The sequence below is a fragment of the Inquilinus sp. genome (assembly GCF_039594555.1).
Lineage (GTDB): Bacteria > Pseudomonadota > Alphaproteobacteria > DSM-16000 > Inquilinaceae > Inquilinus.
On record NZ_JBCNNF010000166.1, the window covers coordinates 1 to 14,242 of the forward strand.

Annotated in this window: 15 protein-coding genes; 14 read left to right on the top strand and 1 reads right to left on the bottom strand. The window is 72.6% G+C overall.

Going from position 1 to position 14,242, the window contains the following annotated elements; genetic code table 11:
* The 8 genes from ABDW35_RS18450 to ABDW35_RS18485 form a co-directional block, all read left to right on the top strand.
* On the top strand, positions 1 to 809 hold an 809-nt coding region (locus ABDW35_RS18450), incomplete at its 5' end, for an ABC transporter ATP-binding protein (protein ID WP_343715344.1).
* On the top strand, positions 806 to 1,726 hold the full coding sequence (locus tag ABDW35_RS18455) for a sugar ABC transporter permease (protein WP_343715345.1): 921 nt from the start codon (positions 806 to 808) through the stop codon (positions 1,724 to 1,726). The genes ABDW35_RS18450 and ABDW35_RS18455, both read left to right, overlap by 4 nt.
* The gene (locus tag ABDW35_RS18460) at positions 1,723 to 2,565 is read left to right on the top strand and encodes a carbohydrate ABC transporter permease (RefSeq protein WP_343715346.1); all 843 of its coding nucleotides are present in this window, start codon (positions 1,723 to 1,725) and stop codon (positions 2,563 to 2,565) included. Before ABDW35_RS18455 ends, ABDW35_RS18460 begins: the two co-directional genes overlap by 4 nt.
* A gap of 31 nt (positions 2,566 to 2,596) precedes the next feature.
* Positions 2,597 to 3,880: an ABC transporter substrate-binding protein gene (locus tag ABDW35_RS18465; protein ID WP_343715347.1), complete on the top strand. Its 1,284-nt coding sequence runs from the start codon at positions 2,597 to 2,599 to the stop codon at positions 3,878 to 3,880.
* A gap of 34 nt (positions 3,881 to 3,914) precedes the next feature.
* A complete protein-coding gene (locus ABDW35_RS18470) occupies positions 3,915 to 4,775 on the top strand; it encodes a phosphodiesterase (protein ID WP_343715348.1) in 861 nt (286 codons plus the stop codon).
* A gap of 8 nt (positions 4,776 to 4,783) precedes the next feature.
* Complete coding sequence (locus tag ABDW35_RS18475; RefSeq protein WP_343715349.1) at positions 4,784 to 5,449, top strand: HAD family hydrolase; 666 nt, start codon at positions 4,784 to 4,786, stop codon at positions 5,447 to 5,449.
* 202 nt (positions 5,450 to 5,651) lie between these two features.
* The gene (locus tag ABDW35_RS18480) at positions 5,652 to 6,773 is read left to right on the top strand and encodes a hypothetical protein (protein WP_343715350.1); all 1,122 of its coding nucleotides are present in this window, start codon (positions 5,652 to 5,654) and stop codon (positions 6,771 to 6,773) included.
* A 5-nt stretch (positions 6,774 to 6,778) separates the two neighbouring features.
* The gene (locus ABDW35_RS18485; protein ID WP_343715358.1) at positions 6,779 to 8,029 is read left to right on the top strand and encodes an MFS transporter; all 1,251 of its coding nucleotides are present in this window, start codon (positions 6,779 to 6,781) and stop codon (positions 8,027 to 8,029) included.
* Here the strand turns inward: ABDW35_RS18485 and ABDW35_RS18490 are convergent.
* Positions 8,026 to 8,952, bottom strand: a complete 927-nt coding sequence (locus ABDW35_RS18490) for a LysR substrate-binding domain-containing protein (RefSeq protein ID WP_343715351.1) — start codon at positions 8,950 to 8,952, stop codon at positions 8,026 to 8,028. The genes ABDW35_RS18485 and ABDW35_RS18490 overlap by 4 nt on opposite strands.
* A gap of 113 nt (positions 8,953 to 9,065) precedes the next feature.
* On the opposite strand from ABDW35_RS18490, the gene ABDW35_RS18495 reads away from it, so the two are divergent.
* The 6 genes from ABDW35_RS18495 to ABDW35_RS18520 form a co-directional block, all read left to right on the top strand.
* Entirely contained in the window at positions 9,066 to 10,130 is a 1,065-nt protein-coding gene (locus tag ABDW35_RS18495) for an ABC transporter substrate-binding protein (protein WP_343715352.1), read from the top strand.
* A 61-nt stretch (positions 10,131 to 10,191) separates the two neighbouring features.
* Complete coding sequence (locus tag ABDW35_RS18500; RefSeq protein WP_343715353.1) at positions 10,192 to 11,250, top strand: ABC transporter ATP-binding protein; 1,059 nt, start codon at positions 10,192 to 10,194, stop codon at positions 11,248 to 11,250.
* A complete protein-coding gene (locus ABDW35_RS18505; protein ID WP_343715354.1) occupies positions 11,243 to 12,121 on the top strand; it encodes an ABC transporter permease in 879 nt (292 codons plus the stop codon). Before ABDW35_RS18500 ends, ABDW35_RS18505 begins: the two co-directional genes overlap by 8 nt.
* On the top strand, positions 12,118 to 12,912 hold the full coding sequence (locus ABDW35_RS18510) for an ABC transporter permease (protein ID WP_343715355.1): 795 nt from the start codon (positions 12,118 to 12,120) through the stop codon (positions 12,910 to 12,912). The genes ABDW35_RS18505 and ABDW35_RS18510 overlap by 4 nt, the downstream gene beginning before the upstream one ends.
* A gap of 2 nt (positions 12,913 to 12,914) precedes the next feature.
* Complete coding sequence (locus ABDW35_RS18515) at positions 12,915 to 13,214, top strand: (2Fe-2S)-binding protein (RefSeq protein ID WP_343715356.1); 300 nt, start codon at positions 12,915 to 12,917, stop codon at positions 13,212 to 13,214.
* The coding region (locus ABDW35_RS18520; protein ID WP_343715357.1) for an FAD/NAD(P)-binding oxidoreductase at positions 13,211 to 14,242 on the top strand (1,032 nt) is incomplete at its 3' end. The genes ABDW35_RS18515 and ABDW35_RS18520, both read left to right, overlap by 4 nt.

Below are 14,242 nucleotides of genomic sequence, written 5' to 3' on the forward strand. Positions count from 1 at the left end.
GCCGGGATGTCGCCGAGATCGCGCGGATGCTGCGGATCGAACCGCTGCTGGGCCGCCGGCCGGGCCAGCTGTCGGGCGGCCAGAAGCAGCGCGTCGCACTGGGCCGGGCCATCGCCCGGCGGCCGCAGCTGTTCCTGATGGACGAGCCGCTGTCGAGCCTGGACGCGGCGCTGCGCACCGAGCTGCGGGTCGAGTTGGTCGAACTGCAGCGCCGGCTGGGCGTGTCCTGCCTCTATGTCACCCATGACCAGACCGAGGCCATGACCATGGCCGACCGCATCGCCGTGATGCTAAGCGGCCGGGTGGCGCAGGTCGGCACGCCGGCCGAGGTCTATGGCGACCCGCGACACCTGGCGGTGGCCCGGTTCATCGGCACGCCGTCGATCAACATCCTGCCGGCGGAGCTCGGCCCCGACCGGCGGCTGTTCGTGCTGGGCCAGGCCCAACCGCTGCGCGTCGCCGCCGAGGCCGGCCCCGGCCTGACCGCCGCGATCCGGCCGGAGCATCTGGCCTTCCGCCGCATCACGCAGCGCGCGCCGGAGTCCGGCGACCTGCTCGGCACGGTCCGCCATGTCGAGCATCTGGGTCATGAGGCCATGGTGCAGCTGGCCCTGGTGAACCGGCCGGACCTGGCCGTCAGCATCCGGGTCGGCCAGGCCCGGCTGCACGAGGCCCTGGCCCTGGCGCCGCAGGAGCAGGTGGCGCTGCGCATCGCCCCCGAATCTCGGCTGGTGTTCGACGCCTCCGGCCACCGGCTGCCGGCCTTGCCGGTGATCGGCCAGCCGGTCGAGGCGGCGGTGGCGTCGTGACCGCCGCCTCGCTGACCTGCCCCGCGCCCTTGTCGCGACCGGCCACCGCCCGGCGCGAGGCGCTGCAGGGCTGGTGCCTGGCGCTGCCGGCGACGCTGCTGCTGGCGGTGATCGTGCTGGCGCCGCTGGCCGTGGTGCTGGGGCTGAGCCTGACCGATTACAGCCTGGGACAGGCGGACACCCGCTTCGTCGGCACCGCCAACTACGCCAAGCTATGGAGCGACCCCGCGATTCGCCGGGCGCTCGCAAACACCGCGACCTATGTCGGGCTAGTGGTGCCGGCCGCCGTCGGCCTCGGCCTGGGGCTGGCCCTCCTGATCCAGGCGCGGCGCCGCCTGCGCCATGTCTACGAGGTGGTGTTCTTCCTGCCGGTCACCAGCACCTTCGTCGCCATGGCCTTCGTCTGGCAGTACCTGCTGCACGGGCGGATCGGCCCGATCAACGTCTGGCTGCAGCAGCTCGGCCTCGGCCGCGTCGACTTCCTGACCGACCCTGCGGTCGCGATCTATGCCCTGGCCGCGATCGGCGCCTGGCAGCTGATCGGCTTCAACGTCATCCTGTTCCTGGCCGGCCTCGCCTCCCTGCCGCGCGACGTGCACGCCGCCGCCGCCCTGGACGGGATGCGCGGGGTCGAGCGCTTCGCCCGGGTGACCTGGCCGCTGCTGGCGCCGACGGCGCTGTTCGTCACCGTCACCTCCTGCATCACCGCCTGCCAGATCTTCGACTCCGTGGCGGCGTTGACCCGCGGCGGCCCGATGGGGTCGACCGACGTGCTGCTGTACCGGATCTACCAGACCGCCTACCAGCAGCTCGACATCGGCCTCGGCGCCGCTCTGTCCGTCGTCTTCCTGGCGATCATCGTGGCGATCTCGCTGCTGCAGGTCGCCATCGCCGACCGCCGGATCCACCACTCATGAGCGCCCTCGCCCCCGCGCGGCGCGCCCTGGGCCCGCTGCTGGGCCACCTGGTGCTGATCGCCGCGGCCGCGGTGGTGCTGCTGCCCTTCGCCTGGATGGTGCTGACCGCGCTGCGCCCGCCGGCCGACGTGCTGTCCCAGCCCTTCGGCCTGCCGACCGATGCCGGGACCGCCATCGCCAATGTGCGCCAGGCGGTGACCGCCGTGCCGATGCTGCGGCTGCTGCTGAACGGGCTGGTCGTAGTCGGCGGCATCGTCACGGTGCAGCTGCTGGTCGCCATTCCCAGCGCCTATGCCCTGGCCAAGCTGCGCTTTCCCGGCCGCGGGCTGCTGTTCGGCCTGGTGCTGCTGGCGCTGTGCATCCCGGTGCAGGTGCCGATGCTGCCGCTGTATCTCGGCCTGGCCCGGCTGCACCTGCTCGACAGCTATGCCGCGCTGATGCTGCCCTTCCTGCTGTCGGTCTTCGCCATCTTCCTGCTGCGCCAGCACTTCCGCGCCTATCCCGACGCGGTGCTGGAGGCGGCGCGGCTGGACGGGCTGACCCAGCTGGAGATCCTGCTGCGGCTGGTCGTGCCCAGCGCCCGGCCGGCGATCGCCGCCTTCGTCGTGTTCTCGGCCACCGCGCATTGGAACGACCTGTTCTGGCCGATGATCGTCGTCTCCTCGACCGACAAGGCGACCCCGCCGCTCGGCCTGCTGTTCTTCCGCGACGGCGAGCTCGGCGCCAATTACGGCGCCCTGATGGCCGCCGCGCTGATCGTCACCGCGCCGCTGGTCGCCGCCTTCTTCGCCGCGCAGCGCCAATTTATCCGCGGCATCGCCATGACCGGCCTGCGATGAGGCCGGCCGTCAACAACAGGGAAGCCTCGCCATGAAACAGATCTGGACCGGCCTGTCCGCCGCCCTCCTGCTGGGGGCCGCCTTCGCCGCGCCGCCCGCCGCGGCCGAACAGGTGACGCTGCAGGTGCTGCACGCCTGGCCGTCGCACAAGCGCTTCCACGAGCCGATCGCCGAGGCCTTCATGAAGGCCCACCCGGACATCCGGATCGAGTTCCAGGCCCCGGCCGCCAGCTATGGCGACGCGCATCAGCGGATCATCCGCGCGGCGATGACCGACACGCTGCCGGATGTCTACTACGCCGCCTACAACACCCTGCCGGAGCTGGTGCGGACGCTGCAGCCGCGCGGCCAGATCGCGCCGCTCGACGGCCTGCTGCAGGGCGAGGGCGCGGATTGGATCACCACCAATTACAGCTCCAACGTGCTGGCGCTCGGCCAGGTCGACGGCAAGCAATGGGGCCTGCCCTTCAACGCCTCGACCCCGATCGTCTATTTCAACCGCGACCTGATCGCCAAGGCGGGCGCCAACCCCGACGCTTTCCCGGCCGACTGGGACGGCATCATCGACCTGGCCCGCAGGATCAAGGCGTCGAGCGACGCCGACGGCATGTCCTACGCCGTCGACGAATGGGGCGACGACTGGCTGTGGCAGGCGCTGGTCGACAATTTCGGCGGCCAGGTGATCGACCCGCAGACGCAGAAGGTGGCGTTCGGCGGCGACGCCGGCCGCAAGGCGGTAAATCTGGCGCGCCGCTTCGTCGCCGAGACCGACATGCCGTTCCTGAACGAGGACCAGGCGATCCAGCAATTCGCCGCCGGCAAGCTGGGGATCTTCATCGGCTCGACCGCCGAGGTCCGCAGCATGGGCGAGGCCATCGGCGGCAAGTTCAAGTTCGGCACCGCGGCCTATCCGGTCGCCGACAAGGCCAAGGGCGGCCTGCCGACCGGCGGCAACGCCGCGGTGATCCTGACCCAGGACCCGGCCAAGCAGAAGGCGGCCTGGGAGTTCCTGAAATTCGCCACCGGCCCCGAGGGCCAGACCATCGCCGTGCTGGGCTCGGGCTACATGCCGACCAACCTGCAAGTTACCAAGGCCGAGTATCTCGGCGACCACTACGCCAGGAATCCGGACTGGACCACCAGCCTGAAGCAGTGGCCGATCGCCCGGTCCTGGGCCGGCTATCCGGGCAACAAGAGCGTCGGCATCTGGGACGAGCAGAAGGCGATCCTGTCCGCGATCATGCGCGGCACAGTGACGCCGGAGGACGGGCTGGCGCAGCTGGTCGCGGCCACCGACACGATCCTGACCAACTGACCGATCCCCGATCCATCACCGCCGGGCGGACACCATGCGCAAGATCATCCATCTGACCGACCTGCATCTGTGCCCGCCCGGCGGGCGGGTGGTCGGGTTCGAGCCGGAGAGCCGGCTGCGGACCTGCATCGCCTCGATCAACGCCCGCCACGCCGATGCCGATCTCTGCGTCGTCACCGGCGACCTGACGGATGCCGGCGACGCCGCCTCCTACGACCGGCTGCGCGGCATCCTGGCCGGGCTGCGCGTGCCGGCACGGCTGCTGCTGGGCAACCATGACCAGCGCGCGGCCTTCCGCGCCGCCTTCCCGGAAACGGAGTGCGACCCGCACGGCTTCGTCCAGTCCGTCCTCGACCTCGGCGACGCGCGCCTCATGTTCCTCGACACGCTGGATGAGAGCCAGCCCGGCGCCGGGATCCTGTGCCGCGACCGCCTCGGCTGGATCGCCGAGCGGCTGGCGGAGGCCGGCGACCGGGCGGTGACGGTGTTCCTGCACCACCCCCCCTTCGCCATCGGCGTCGAGTATTTCGGCCACATGCTGCTGGCAAACGGGCCGGAGCTGATGGGCCTGCTGCGCGGCCATCGCAATGTCCGCCACCTCGCCTTCGGCCATTGCCATGTCGGCCTGTCCGGGCAGCGCGGCGGCCTGTCCTTCAGCGCCAACCGCGGCACCTGCCACCCGATCGATGTCGAGCTGCGCGGCCTGCGCGCGCTCTATGTCGACCGCCGGCCGACCTATGACGTGCTGCTGCTGGAGGAGGGCGACGTCGTCGTCCACGGCGTCGAACCCGCGGCGGAGGAGGATGTGGTGGCGGAGGAGCATGCCGAGCTGGACGGCGGGTCCGGCGTGATCGAGATGCGCTCCCGCCGGCCGATGCTGGCGGTGGCGGGATGAGGCCCGCGATGAAACCTGGATTCGACCTGCTGATCTGCGACTGCGACGGCGTGCTGATCGACAGCGAGGTGATCGCCTGCGAGATCGATGCCGAGATGTTCACCGCCGCCGGCTTCCCGCTGACCGTCGCCGAGGTCCGGCGGCGCTTCGTCGGCATGTCGCAGGCCGGGATGCGGGCGGTGCTGGAGCAGGAGGCCGGGCGCAGCCTGCCGGCGGATTTCGACGCCCGGCTGTCGGCCCGCCTGTCCGCCGCCTTCGAGCAGGAGCTGGCCGCCCTGCCCGATGTCCGCCGCATCGTTCTGGCGCTCGGCATGCCGCGCTGCGTGGCGTCGAGCAGCTCGCTGGACCGGCTGCGCCAGACCCTGACACTGACCGGCCTGCACGACCTGTTCGCGCCGCATATCTTCAGCGCCTCGCAGGTCGAGTGGGGCAAGCCGGCGCCGGACCTATTCCTGTTCGCCGCGGCCCGCTTCGGCGCGCCGCCCGGCCGCTGCCTGGTGGTAGAGGACAGCGTCGCCGGCGTCACCGCGGCGCGGGCGGCCGGCATGACCGCGATCGGCTTCACCGGCGGCGGCCATTGCGATTCCGGCACGCAGCAGCGGCTGCGCGACGCCGGCGCCCACCACATCGCCCGCAGCTGGCGCGAACTTGAGGAAATATTCGTGGCGGCCTGAAATCAATGACAAACCATCACTTTCACAAACCAACAATATATGAAGCCAGCACTTTCCGATTCGGTAGTTTATTTAAGAATAAATTCATTTTCACTTTATTGACTCTCGATCTCGACTTTGGAATCTATTCGCATGAAGGAAGAATAATCACTGCCAATACAGGCTCACCATATCACCCGGCCTTCATGCCCAGGAGTGAGACATGACCGGTCTCGGCCTTTTCGACCCGTCCCCGCGCCTGCCGGCGGCCCCGCCCGCCGTGCCGGCCCTCCGCTTCGCCGCCCCGCCGCTGGAGCCGCCGCGGCCCGGCGCGCTGGACCCCGCCCATGTCGGGCGGCTGGTGCGCGCCGCGCTGAAGGCGGTCGCCGCCGGCACGGCCTATGGCGAGAAGGTGGTGCTGCAGCCGGGCGAGCCGGAGCTGCTGGACCTGCTGCAATGCCCGGCACTGGACAGCCGCTTCACCCAGGAGCGGCTGAACTGGAAGCTGAGCGCGCTGGTCAGCGTCAACGACCGGTATGGCGGCGTGAAGATCGTCGGCTCCAACGCCTATAACCGGCTGCTCAACCTGCCGCGGTCGCGCTCGACCATCCTGCTGTTCGACAAGCTGACGATGCAGCCGCTGGCGGTCTATGACGGCACCGAGATCTCGGCCGCGCGCACCGGCGCCTATGCCTCGATCGCCGTCGACCTGTTCCTGGGCGGCCAGCCCTCCTTCGCCGTCTTCCTGTTCGGCGCCGGCGCGGTGGCGGAGAAGCTGGTCGCCGACCTGCAGGCCCATCACGGCCCCCGCATCGCCGCGGTCTACGTCAAGAGCCGGACGCCGGAGGGCGCCGCCGCCTTCGCCGCGGCGCAGTCCGCCCGCACCGCCTTCCCGGTGATCGCGGTGCAGGACGACGACCGCCTGCCGGCCTGCCGGCTGGTGGTCACCGCATCCAACGCCCGCGAGCCGGTGTTCGACGCGGCCTCGATCGGGTCCGAGGCGGTGGTGCTGCATCTCGGCGGCGACGAGACCCCGCCCGCGCTGATCCGGCGGATGCTGGAGAGCGGCACGGTGATGTGCGACGACGTCCACGCCGTCAGCCACCGCAACTCGCAGAGCCTGGCGCTGTACTTCTCGCGCGCCGGCCGGTCGCTGGAGGCCGAGGCCGGCCGCTACCAGATCCTCAGCGCCGCCCAGGCCATGGCCCACCCGCCCGCCACCTATCGCCGGCCGGCGCTGATGACCTGTGTCGGGCTGCCGGTGCTGGACCTTTATGTGGCGCAGAGCATCCATGAAAGCCTGCTCGGCGCCCCGTCTTCTGCCTTCGGCGCCGAGGCGGCGTGACGGCGATGCCGGCCCGGCGCGCGGCGACCGCCCCCTTTCGCACGGCCTGGGCACCGCTGCGCTCCGGCCCGTTCCGGTCGCTGTGGATCGCGACCATGATCGCCAATATCGGTGCCTGGTCCCAGACCGTCGGCGCCGCCTGGCTGCTGGTCGAGAGCGCGGGCGGGGCCGATCAGGTGGCGCTGGTGCAGACCGCCAGCTCCGCCCCGGTCGTGCTGTTCTCGCTGGTCGGCGGCGTGCTGGCGGACCGGCGGGACCGGATCACGGTGCAGCTGCTGGCGCAGAGCTGGAGCGCCGCCGCCGCCCTGGCGCTGGCCACCCTGGTGCTGCAGGGCGCCGCCACGCCGCCGGCGGTCCTGGTCCTGACCTTCCTGGTCGGAATCGGCATCGCCCTGCGCGGGCCGGCCTGGCAGGCGGCGATCTGCGACCTGGTGCCGGCGCCGCAGGTGCCGGCCGCCGTCGCCCTCAGCAGCGTCGGCTTCAACCTGTCGCGCGTCGTCGGCCCGTTCATTGGCGGGATGGTGGTGGCGACGCTGGGCGCCGCCCCCGCTTTCCTGATCAATGTCCTGACCTCGCTGGTGCTGATCGGCGTGCTGCTGACCCGGCCGCGGCCGCCACGCCCGCCGGCCGGGGACCGGGACGGCTGGGCGTCGATGCGGACCGGGCTGCGCTATGTCTGCGCCAGCCCGGTGCTGCGGGCGGTGTTGGTTCGTGCCGTGGCGGTCGGCATCCCGGCCGGCGCCATCCTGGCGCTGCTGCCGGTCTTCGCCAGTGCGGCGCCGGGCGGCAACGCCCTGCTGTACGGGCTGCTGCTGGGCGCGTTCGGCGCCGGCGCGGTGGCCGGGGCCGTGCTGCTGGCCCGGCTGCGGCCGCGCTGGCCGCCGGAGACGCTGCTGAGCGGCGCCAGCCTGACCTTCGCCGGGGTGCTCGCGGCACTGTCGGCCACGCCCTCCCCGCTGCCGGCGGCGGCGCTGCTGGCGCTGGCCGGGATCGGCTGGATCGGCATGCTGTCGACGCTGAACACGACGGTGCAGCTGGCGGCGGCGCCCGAGTTGCGCGGCCGGGCCCTGGCCGCCTACATGACCTGCGCCTTCGGCGGCCTGGCCCTGGGCGGGGTGATCTGGGGCCGGCTGGCCGCGGCCGGCGGCGTCGATGTCAGCTTCCTGGCCGCCGGGCTGATGCTCGCCCTCGGCACCGGGCTGCGCCTGCATTTCGCGCTCCCGATGCGCGATGACGTCGGCGAGGCTGCCTCCTAGAGACCCCGCGACAGCGCGGCCTCGACCCGGCGGTCGGCGGCGCGCTTCTGCCGCGCCAGATGCAGCAGGAACTCGTTGACCAGCAGCGACCGCGCCGTGGCCGCCGGGAACACCGCCTGCATGGCGAAGGGCGTGTGCGGCACGAAGCGCCGCAGCACCACATCGCCGCGGTCGAACCGGTCCAACGCCGAGAGCGGGTCCGAGATCGTCACCCCCGCACCGCTGGCCACCAGGGCGCAGGCGGTGGCGGAATAGCCGGTCTCGATCACCACCCGCCGGGCCACGCCCGCGGTCTCGAACACGCTGTCGATCAGGTGGCGCAGCGCCGTGTCGCGGCCCAGCGAGATGAACCGCTCGCCCTCCAGGTCGCCCGCCCGGATCTCGTCGCGGGCCGCCAGCGGATGGGCCGGCGGCAGCACGCAGACCGCGTCGGTCGGCTCGAACGGTTCCATCACCACGCCCGACCCGGCCGGCGCCCCGGAGACGAAGCCGAGATCCGCCTGCTGGCCCGCCACCCATTCGGCGATGTAGCTGGAGGCGCGGACATTCAGCGTCACCGTCACCTCGTGCCTTGTGGCGACGAAGGACGCGATGGCGCGCGGCAGGAAGTCGAGCGCCAGCGCGGCGAAGGCCACCAGCCGCAGATGGCCGGTCTGGACATTGGCCAGCTGGCGGGCGTTGCGCCCGACCTCCTCCATCGCCGCGAACAGCTTGTCGACATGCTGGAACAGGGCCACCGCCTCCGGCCGCGGCACCAGCCGGCCCTTCACCCGCTCGAACAGCTGCAGGCCGCTGCGGCGCTCGAACTGCGCGATCAGCTTGCTGACGGTCGGCTGGGAGAGGCGCAGCAGCTCCCCCGCCGCGGTGGCGGTGCCCACCATCATCACGGCGCGAAACGCCTCGAGCTGGCGGACATTCATCATGCCGCCCTATGCCAACCAGGCATGCTTGCGCGAAATCATGGAATTAGACAGCATAGTCTCCCCTTCCCATAGTAGGTCAGATATGTCAATTCTGTGACAGCGGGAGCATGACCGTGTCGCTGACGAGATGGGGAGGATGGTCCGGCGCGCTGCCGGCGGTCGGGGTGATGCTGGCCATCGCCGCCCTCGGCGCGCCGGCCGCGGCGCAGCCGACGCTGGTGTTCGCCGGTTATGGCGGGTCGTCGGAGCAGGTGCTGCGCGAGCGGATCCTGCCGCCCTTCGCGCAGGCCCATGACGTCCGCATCGACTATGTCGCCGGCACCTCGGCCACCAACCTGGCCCGGCTGCAGGCGCAGCGGGAGCGGCCGGAGGTCGACGTCGCGCTGCTGGATGACGGGCCGATGCAGCAGGCGATCGGCCTGGGCCTGTGCGACCCGCTGCCCGCGGCCCCGGTGCTGGACGACCTGTACCCCCTGGCCAGCGCCAACGCCGCCGGCTGGGCGGTCGGCATCGGCGTCGTCGCCACCGGCCTGGCCTACAACACCGACGCCTTCCGCAAGCTGAACCGGCCGCCGCCATCCTCCTGGGCCGAGCTGGGCGACCCGGCGTTGCAGGGCCATGTGCTGGTGCCGTCGCTGAGCAACAGCTACGGCTTGCACGCCCTGCTGGCGCTGGCCCGGACCGAGGGCGGCGACGCCCGGGACATCGAGCCCGGCTTCCGCTTCATGAGCGACGCCGTCGCCCCCGGCGTGCTGTCCTTCGAGACCAGCTCGGCCAAGATCTCCGAGCTGTTCCAGACCGGCGAGGCGACGCTGGCGGTCTGGGGCAACGGCCGGACCCAGGCGCTGGCCGACACCGGCTTCCCGGTCGCCTTCGCGACGCCGAAGGAGGGCGCGGTCGCCCTGGTGACGATGGCCTGCCCGGTCGCCGGCAGCGACGTCGCCGAGCTGTCGCGGCAGCTGATCCTCTATCTGCTCAGCCCCGAGGTGCAGGCGGTCCTGGCCGAGCATGCCGGCTGGGGCCCGGTGAACCGGCGCACCGAGCTGACACCGGCCGTGGCCGCCCGGGTCGTCTACGGGCCCGAGGCGATCGCCCGGCTGATCGCGGTCGACTGGGCCGAGGTCAATGCCGAGCGGCCGGACTGGAACCGCCGCTGGTCGCGCGAGATCGAGCGCTGATCCCGCCATCCGGCGCCCTCCGCTTCCCAGCGTCCGCTATCCCTGCGCGGAGACATCATCGATGCCCGACCTCGTCCTGGACTCCCTGTCGAAGCGCTTCGCCGGCGTCGCCGCGGTCGACGGACTGTCGCTGACCGTGCGGGACGGCGAGTTCGTCTCGCTGCTGGGGCCGTCCGGCTGCGGCAAGAGCACCACCCTGCAGATGATCGCCGGCTTCCTCGACCCGACCGGCGGCGCCATCCGGCTGGGCGGGCGCGACATCGGCCGCGTCCGGGCCTGCGACCGCGGCCTGGGCGTGGTGTTCCAGAGCTACGCCCTGTTCCCGCACATGACCGTGGCCGAGAACGTCGCCTTCGGGCTGGAGATGCGCCGGGTGCGGCGGGACGTGCGGGCGCGGCGGGTGGCACAGGCCCTGGCGCTGGTCCGGCTGGACGGCCTGGCGGGGCGCATGCCGGCGCAGCTGTCGGGCGGGCAGCAGCAGCGCGTCGCCCTGGCCCGGGCCCTGGTGATCGAGCCGCCGCTCCTGCTGCTGGACGAACCACTGTCCAACCTGGACGCCCAGCTGCGCGAGGAAATGCAGCTGGAGCTGCGCCGGATTCAGCGCGAGGTCGGCACCACCACGCTGATGGTGACGCATGACCAGGCCGAGGCGCTGGCCCTGAGCGACCGGGTGGCGGTGATGCGGGCCGGGCGGATCGAGCAGGTCGGCACGCCGCGGGAGGTCTATGAGCGGCCGGGCTCAAGCTTCGTCTCCTCCTTCCTCGGCAAGAGCAACCTCCTGGCCGGCACGCCGGTCCGCACCTCGGCGGGGATGGAGCTGGCGGTCGGCGGCGGCCGCATCCCGGCGCCGCCGTTGAACGGGCATGCCGGGGCCGACCGGCTGCTGCTGTCGCTGCGGCCGGAGCGGATCCGGATCACGGGCGGAACCGCTGCGGACGGGCTGGCCGGGGTCGTCCGGGCGCGGGCCTTCCTCGGCAGCCACTGGGTCTATCAGGTGGAGTCTCCTCTCGGCCCGCTGCTGGTGCACCGCCAAAGCGGCAGCGCCGCCTTCGCCGAGGGCGAGGACATCCGCCTGTCCTGGGACGCCGAGGACCTGCACGTGGTCGACGGTCATGCATAGCGCCGCCCGCATCCCATACCTGCTCTGCGCCCCGCCGCTGCTGCTCTATGCGCTGCTGCTGGCGACGCCGCTGCTGGCCACCCTACTGCTGAGCCTGTACGGCTTCCGGCCGGAGAGCGGGATCGAGGCGACGCCGGGCCTGGGCAATTATCTCGAGATCCTGTCCGATCCCTATTACCACGCCATCTTCCTGCGTACCCTGGCCCTGGCCGCCACGGTGACCGGCGCCTGCGTCGTGCTGGGCGCGGCCGAGGCGGTGGTGCTGACCCGCATGGCACCGCCCTGGCGCGGCCTGTTCCTGCTGGTGATCCTGGGGCCGCTGCTGATCTCGGTGGTGGTGCGCACCCTCGGCTGGGCCCTGCTGCTGGGCGGCCAAGGGCCGGTCAGCCAGGCGCTGCAGGCGCTGGGCCTCGCCGCCGGCCCGGTCTCGCTGCTGCAGAGCCCGGGCGCCGTGGTGCTGGCCCTGGTGCATGTGCTGGTGCCCTTCATCGTCGTCGCGGCCTGGGCGTCGCTGCAGCGCCTGAACCCGGAGATCGAGCGCGCCGGGGCCTCGCTCGGCGCCGGCGAGCTGACCATCCTGCGGCGCCTGGTGCTGCCGCACATGCTGCCGGGCCTGCTGGGCGGGGCGGTGATCGTGTTCTCGCTGGCGGCCACCGCCTTCGCCACCCCGGCGATCATCGGCGGGCGGCGGCTGAAGGTGGCGGCGACCGCCACCTATGACGAGTTCCTGAACACCCTCAACTGGCCGCTGGGCGCCGCCATCGCCGTGCTGCTGCTGGCCGCCAACCTCGCCATCCTGCTGCTGTGCCGCCGGCTGCTCGAGCGCCGCCGCAGCGGCGGCGCCGTGGCGCGGCAGGAGGTGGCGGCATGAGGCGCAACGGCCCCCTCGCCCTCGCCTTTCACGCGCTGTTCATCGGCTTCATCCTGGCACCGCTGGCGATGGTCTGCCTCGTCTCCTTCACCGACAAAGCGTATCTGTCCCTGCCGTTCGACGGCGCCTCGCTGCGCTGGTACCTGGCCCTGGCGAAACAGCCGGATTTCCTGCGCGCCCTGCGGCTGAGCCTGATGGTGGCGGCGACCTCAGCCACCCTGGCCGCCGCCCTGGCGCTGCCGGCGGCGCTGGCGATCGCGCGCCGCGACTTCCCCGGCCGCGACGCGATCAACGCGGTGCTGCTGTCGCCGCTCTTGGTGCCGCATGTCGTGCTGGGCGTGGCCTTCCTGCGCTTCTTCACCGGGATCGGCCTGTCCGGCGGCATGCCGGCCCTGGTCCTGGCCCACACCCTGGTCATCCTGCCCTTCGCGCTGCGGCTGACCATGGCGGCCTGCGCCGGGCTGGACGGCCGGGTCGAGCAGGCGGCGGCCTCGCTCGGCGCCCGGCCCTTCACCGTGTTTCGGCGCATGACCCTGCCGCTGCTGGCCGCCGGCCTCAGCAGCGGCTGGATCCTGGCGTTCATCCACAGCTTCGACGAGCTGACCATGACGGCCTTCATCGCCTCCCCCTCCACCACCACCCTGCCAGTCTGGCTCTACCTACAGATCGAGGAGACGATCACGCCGCTGGTGGCCTCGGTCTCCACCCTGCTGATCGCCGGCGCGCTGGCGGCGATGGTCGTGCTGGAGCGCCTCTACGGCCTCGACCGCATCCTGGCCGGGGGGGACTGACCATGGCCGCCTTCTCGCGCCTCGCCGCCGCGGCGGCCCCCGAGCTGGTCGAGATCGAGGTCGACGGCCAGCCGCTGGCGGTGCCCGCCGGCGCCTCGGTGGCCGCCGCCCTGCTGCTGCACGGCCGGGAGGCGCCGCACCGCGCCGCGATCAGCGGCCGGCCGCGCGGCCCCTACTGCATGATGGGCGTGTGCTTCGACTGCCTGGTCGAGATCGACGGCCGGCCCGGACAGCAGGCCTGCCTGGTGCAGATCCGTCCCGGCATGCGGATCCGCGGCGCCGGGCGGGGGCCGGCCCAATGACCGCCCGGTACCAGCTGGCCGTGATCGGCGCCGGCCCCGCCGGCATGGCCGCCGCGGTGCAGGCCGACGCGCTGGGCCTGGACGTGGTGCTGCTGGACGAGCAGGGCGGGCCGGGCGGCCAGGTCTATCGCGCGGTCGAACGGTCGCCGCTGCGCGGCAGCCGGATCCTGGGCCGGGACTATGCTGCCGGGGCCGGGCTCGCCGCCGCCCTGCGCGACAGCGGCGCCGAATACGTGCCCAGCGCCGGGGTCTGGCACATCGAGCGCGGCTTCCGCCTGGCCCTGTCGGAGGGCGACCGGGTGCGCCTGGTCGGCGCGGACCGGGTCATCCTGGCGACCGGCGCGCTGGAGCGCCCGATGCCGGTCCGGGGCTGGACCCTGCCGGGGGTGATGACCGCCGGCGCCGCCCAGATCCTGCTGAAATCCAGCGCCGCGGCCATTGACGGCGCCGTCTTCGCCGGCTGCGGTCCGCTGCTGTACCTGGCGGCCGCCCAGTATCTGCGCGCCGGCCTGGCCGTGCGCGCGATCCTCGACACCACCGACCCGGCCAACCGCCACGCCGCCCTGGCGTCGCTCTCGCTGCGCGGCGCGGCGCTGCCGATCCTGGCCAAGGGGCTGGGCCTGCTGGCCGAGATCCGGCGGGCGGGAGTGCCGGTGATCCGCGGCGTCGAGGACCTGCGGATCATCGGCGGCGACCGCGTCGCCGGCATCGGCTTCCGGCGAAACGGCGCCTGGCAGGCGCTCAACGGCGTGGCGGCGGTGTTCCTGCACCAGGGCGTGGTGCCCAACCTGCAGCTGGCCTGGGCCGCCGGCTGCCCGCCGGTCTGGGACACAGAGCGGCTGTGCTGGACCGTGGCGGCCGATGCCTGGGGCCGCACCGCGGTGCCGGGGCTGCTGGTCGCGGGCGACGCCGCCGGCATTGCCGGGGCGCGGGCGGCGGCCGATCGCGGCCGGCTGGCGGCGCTGGCGGCCGCCGCCGATCTCGGCCTCCTGCCCGAGGGTCGCCGCGACGCGCTGGCCCGGCCGCTG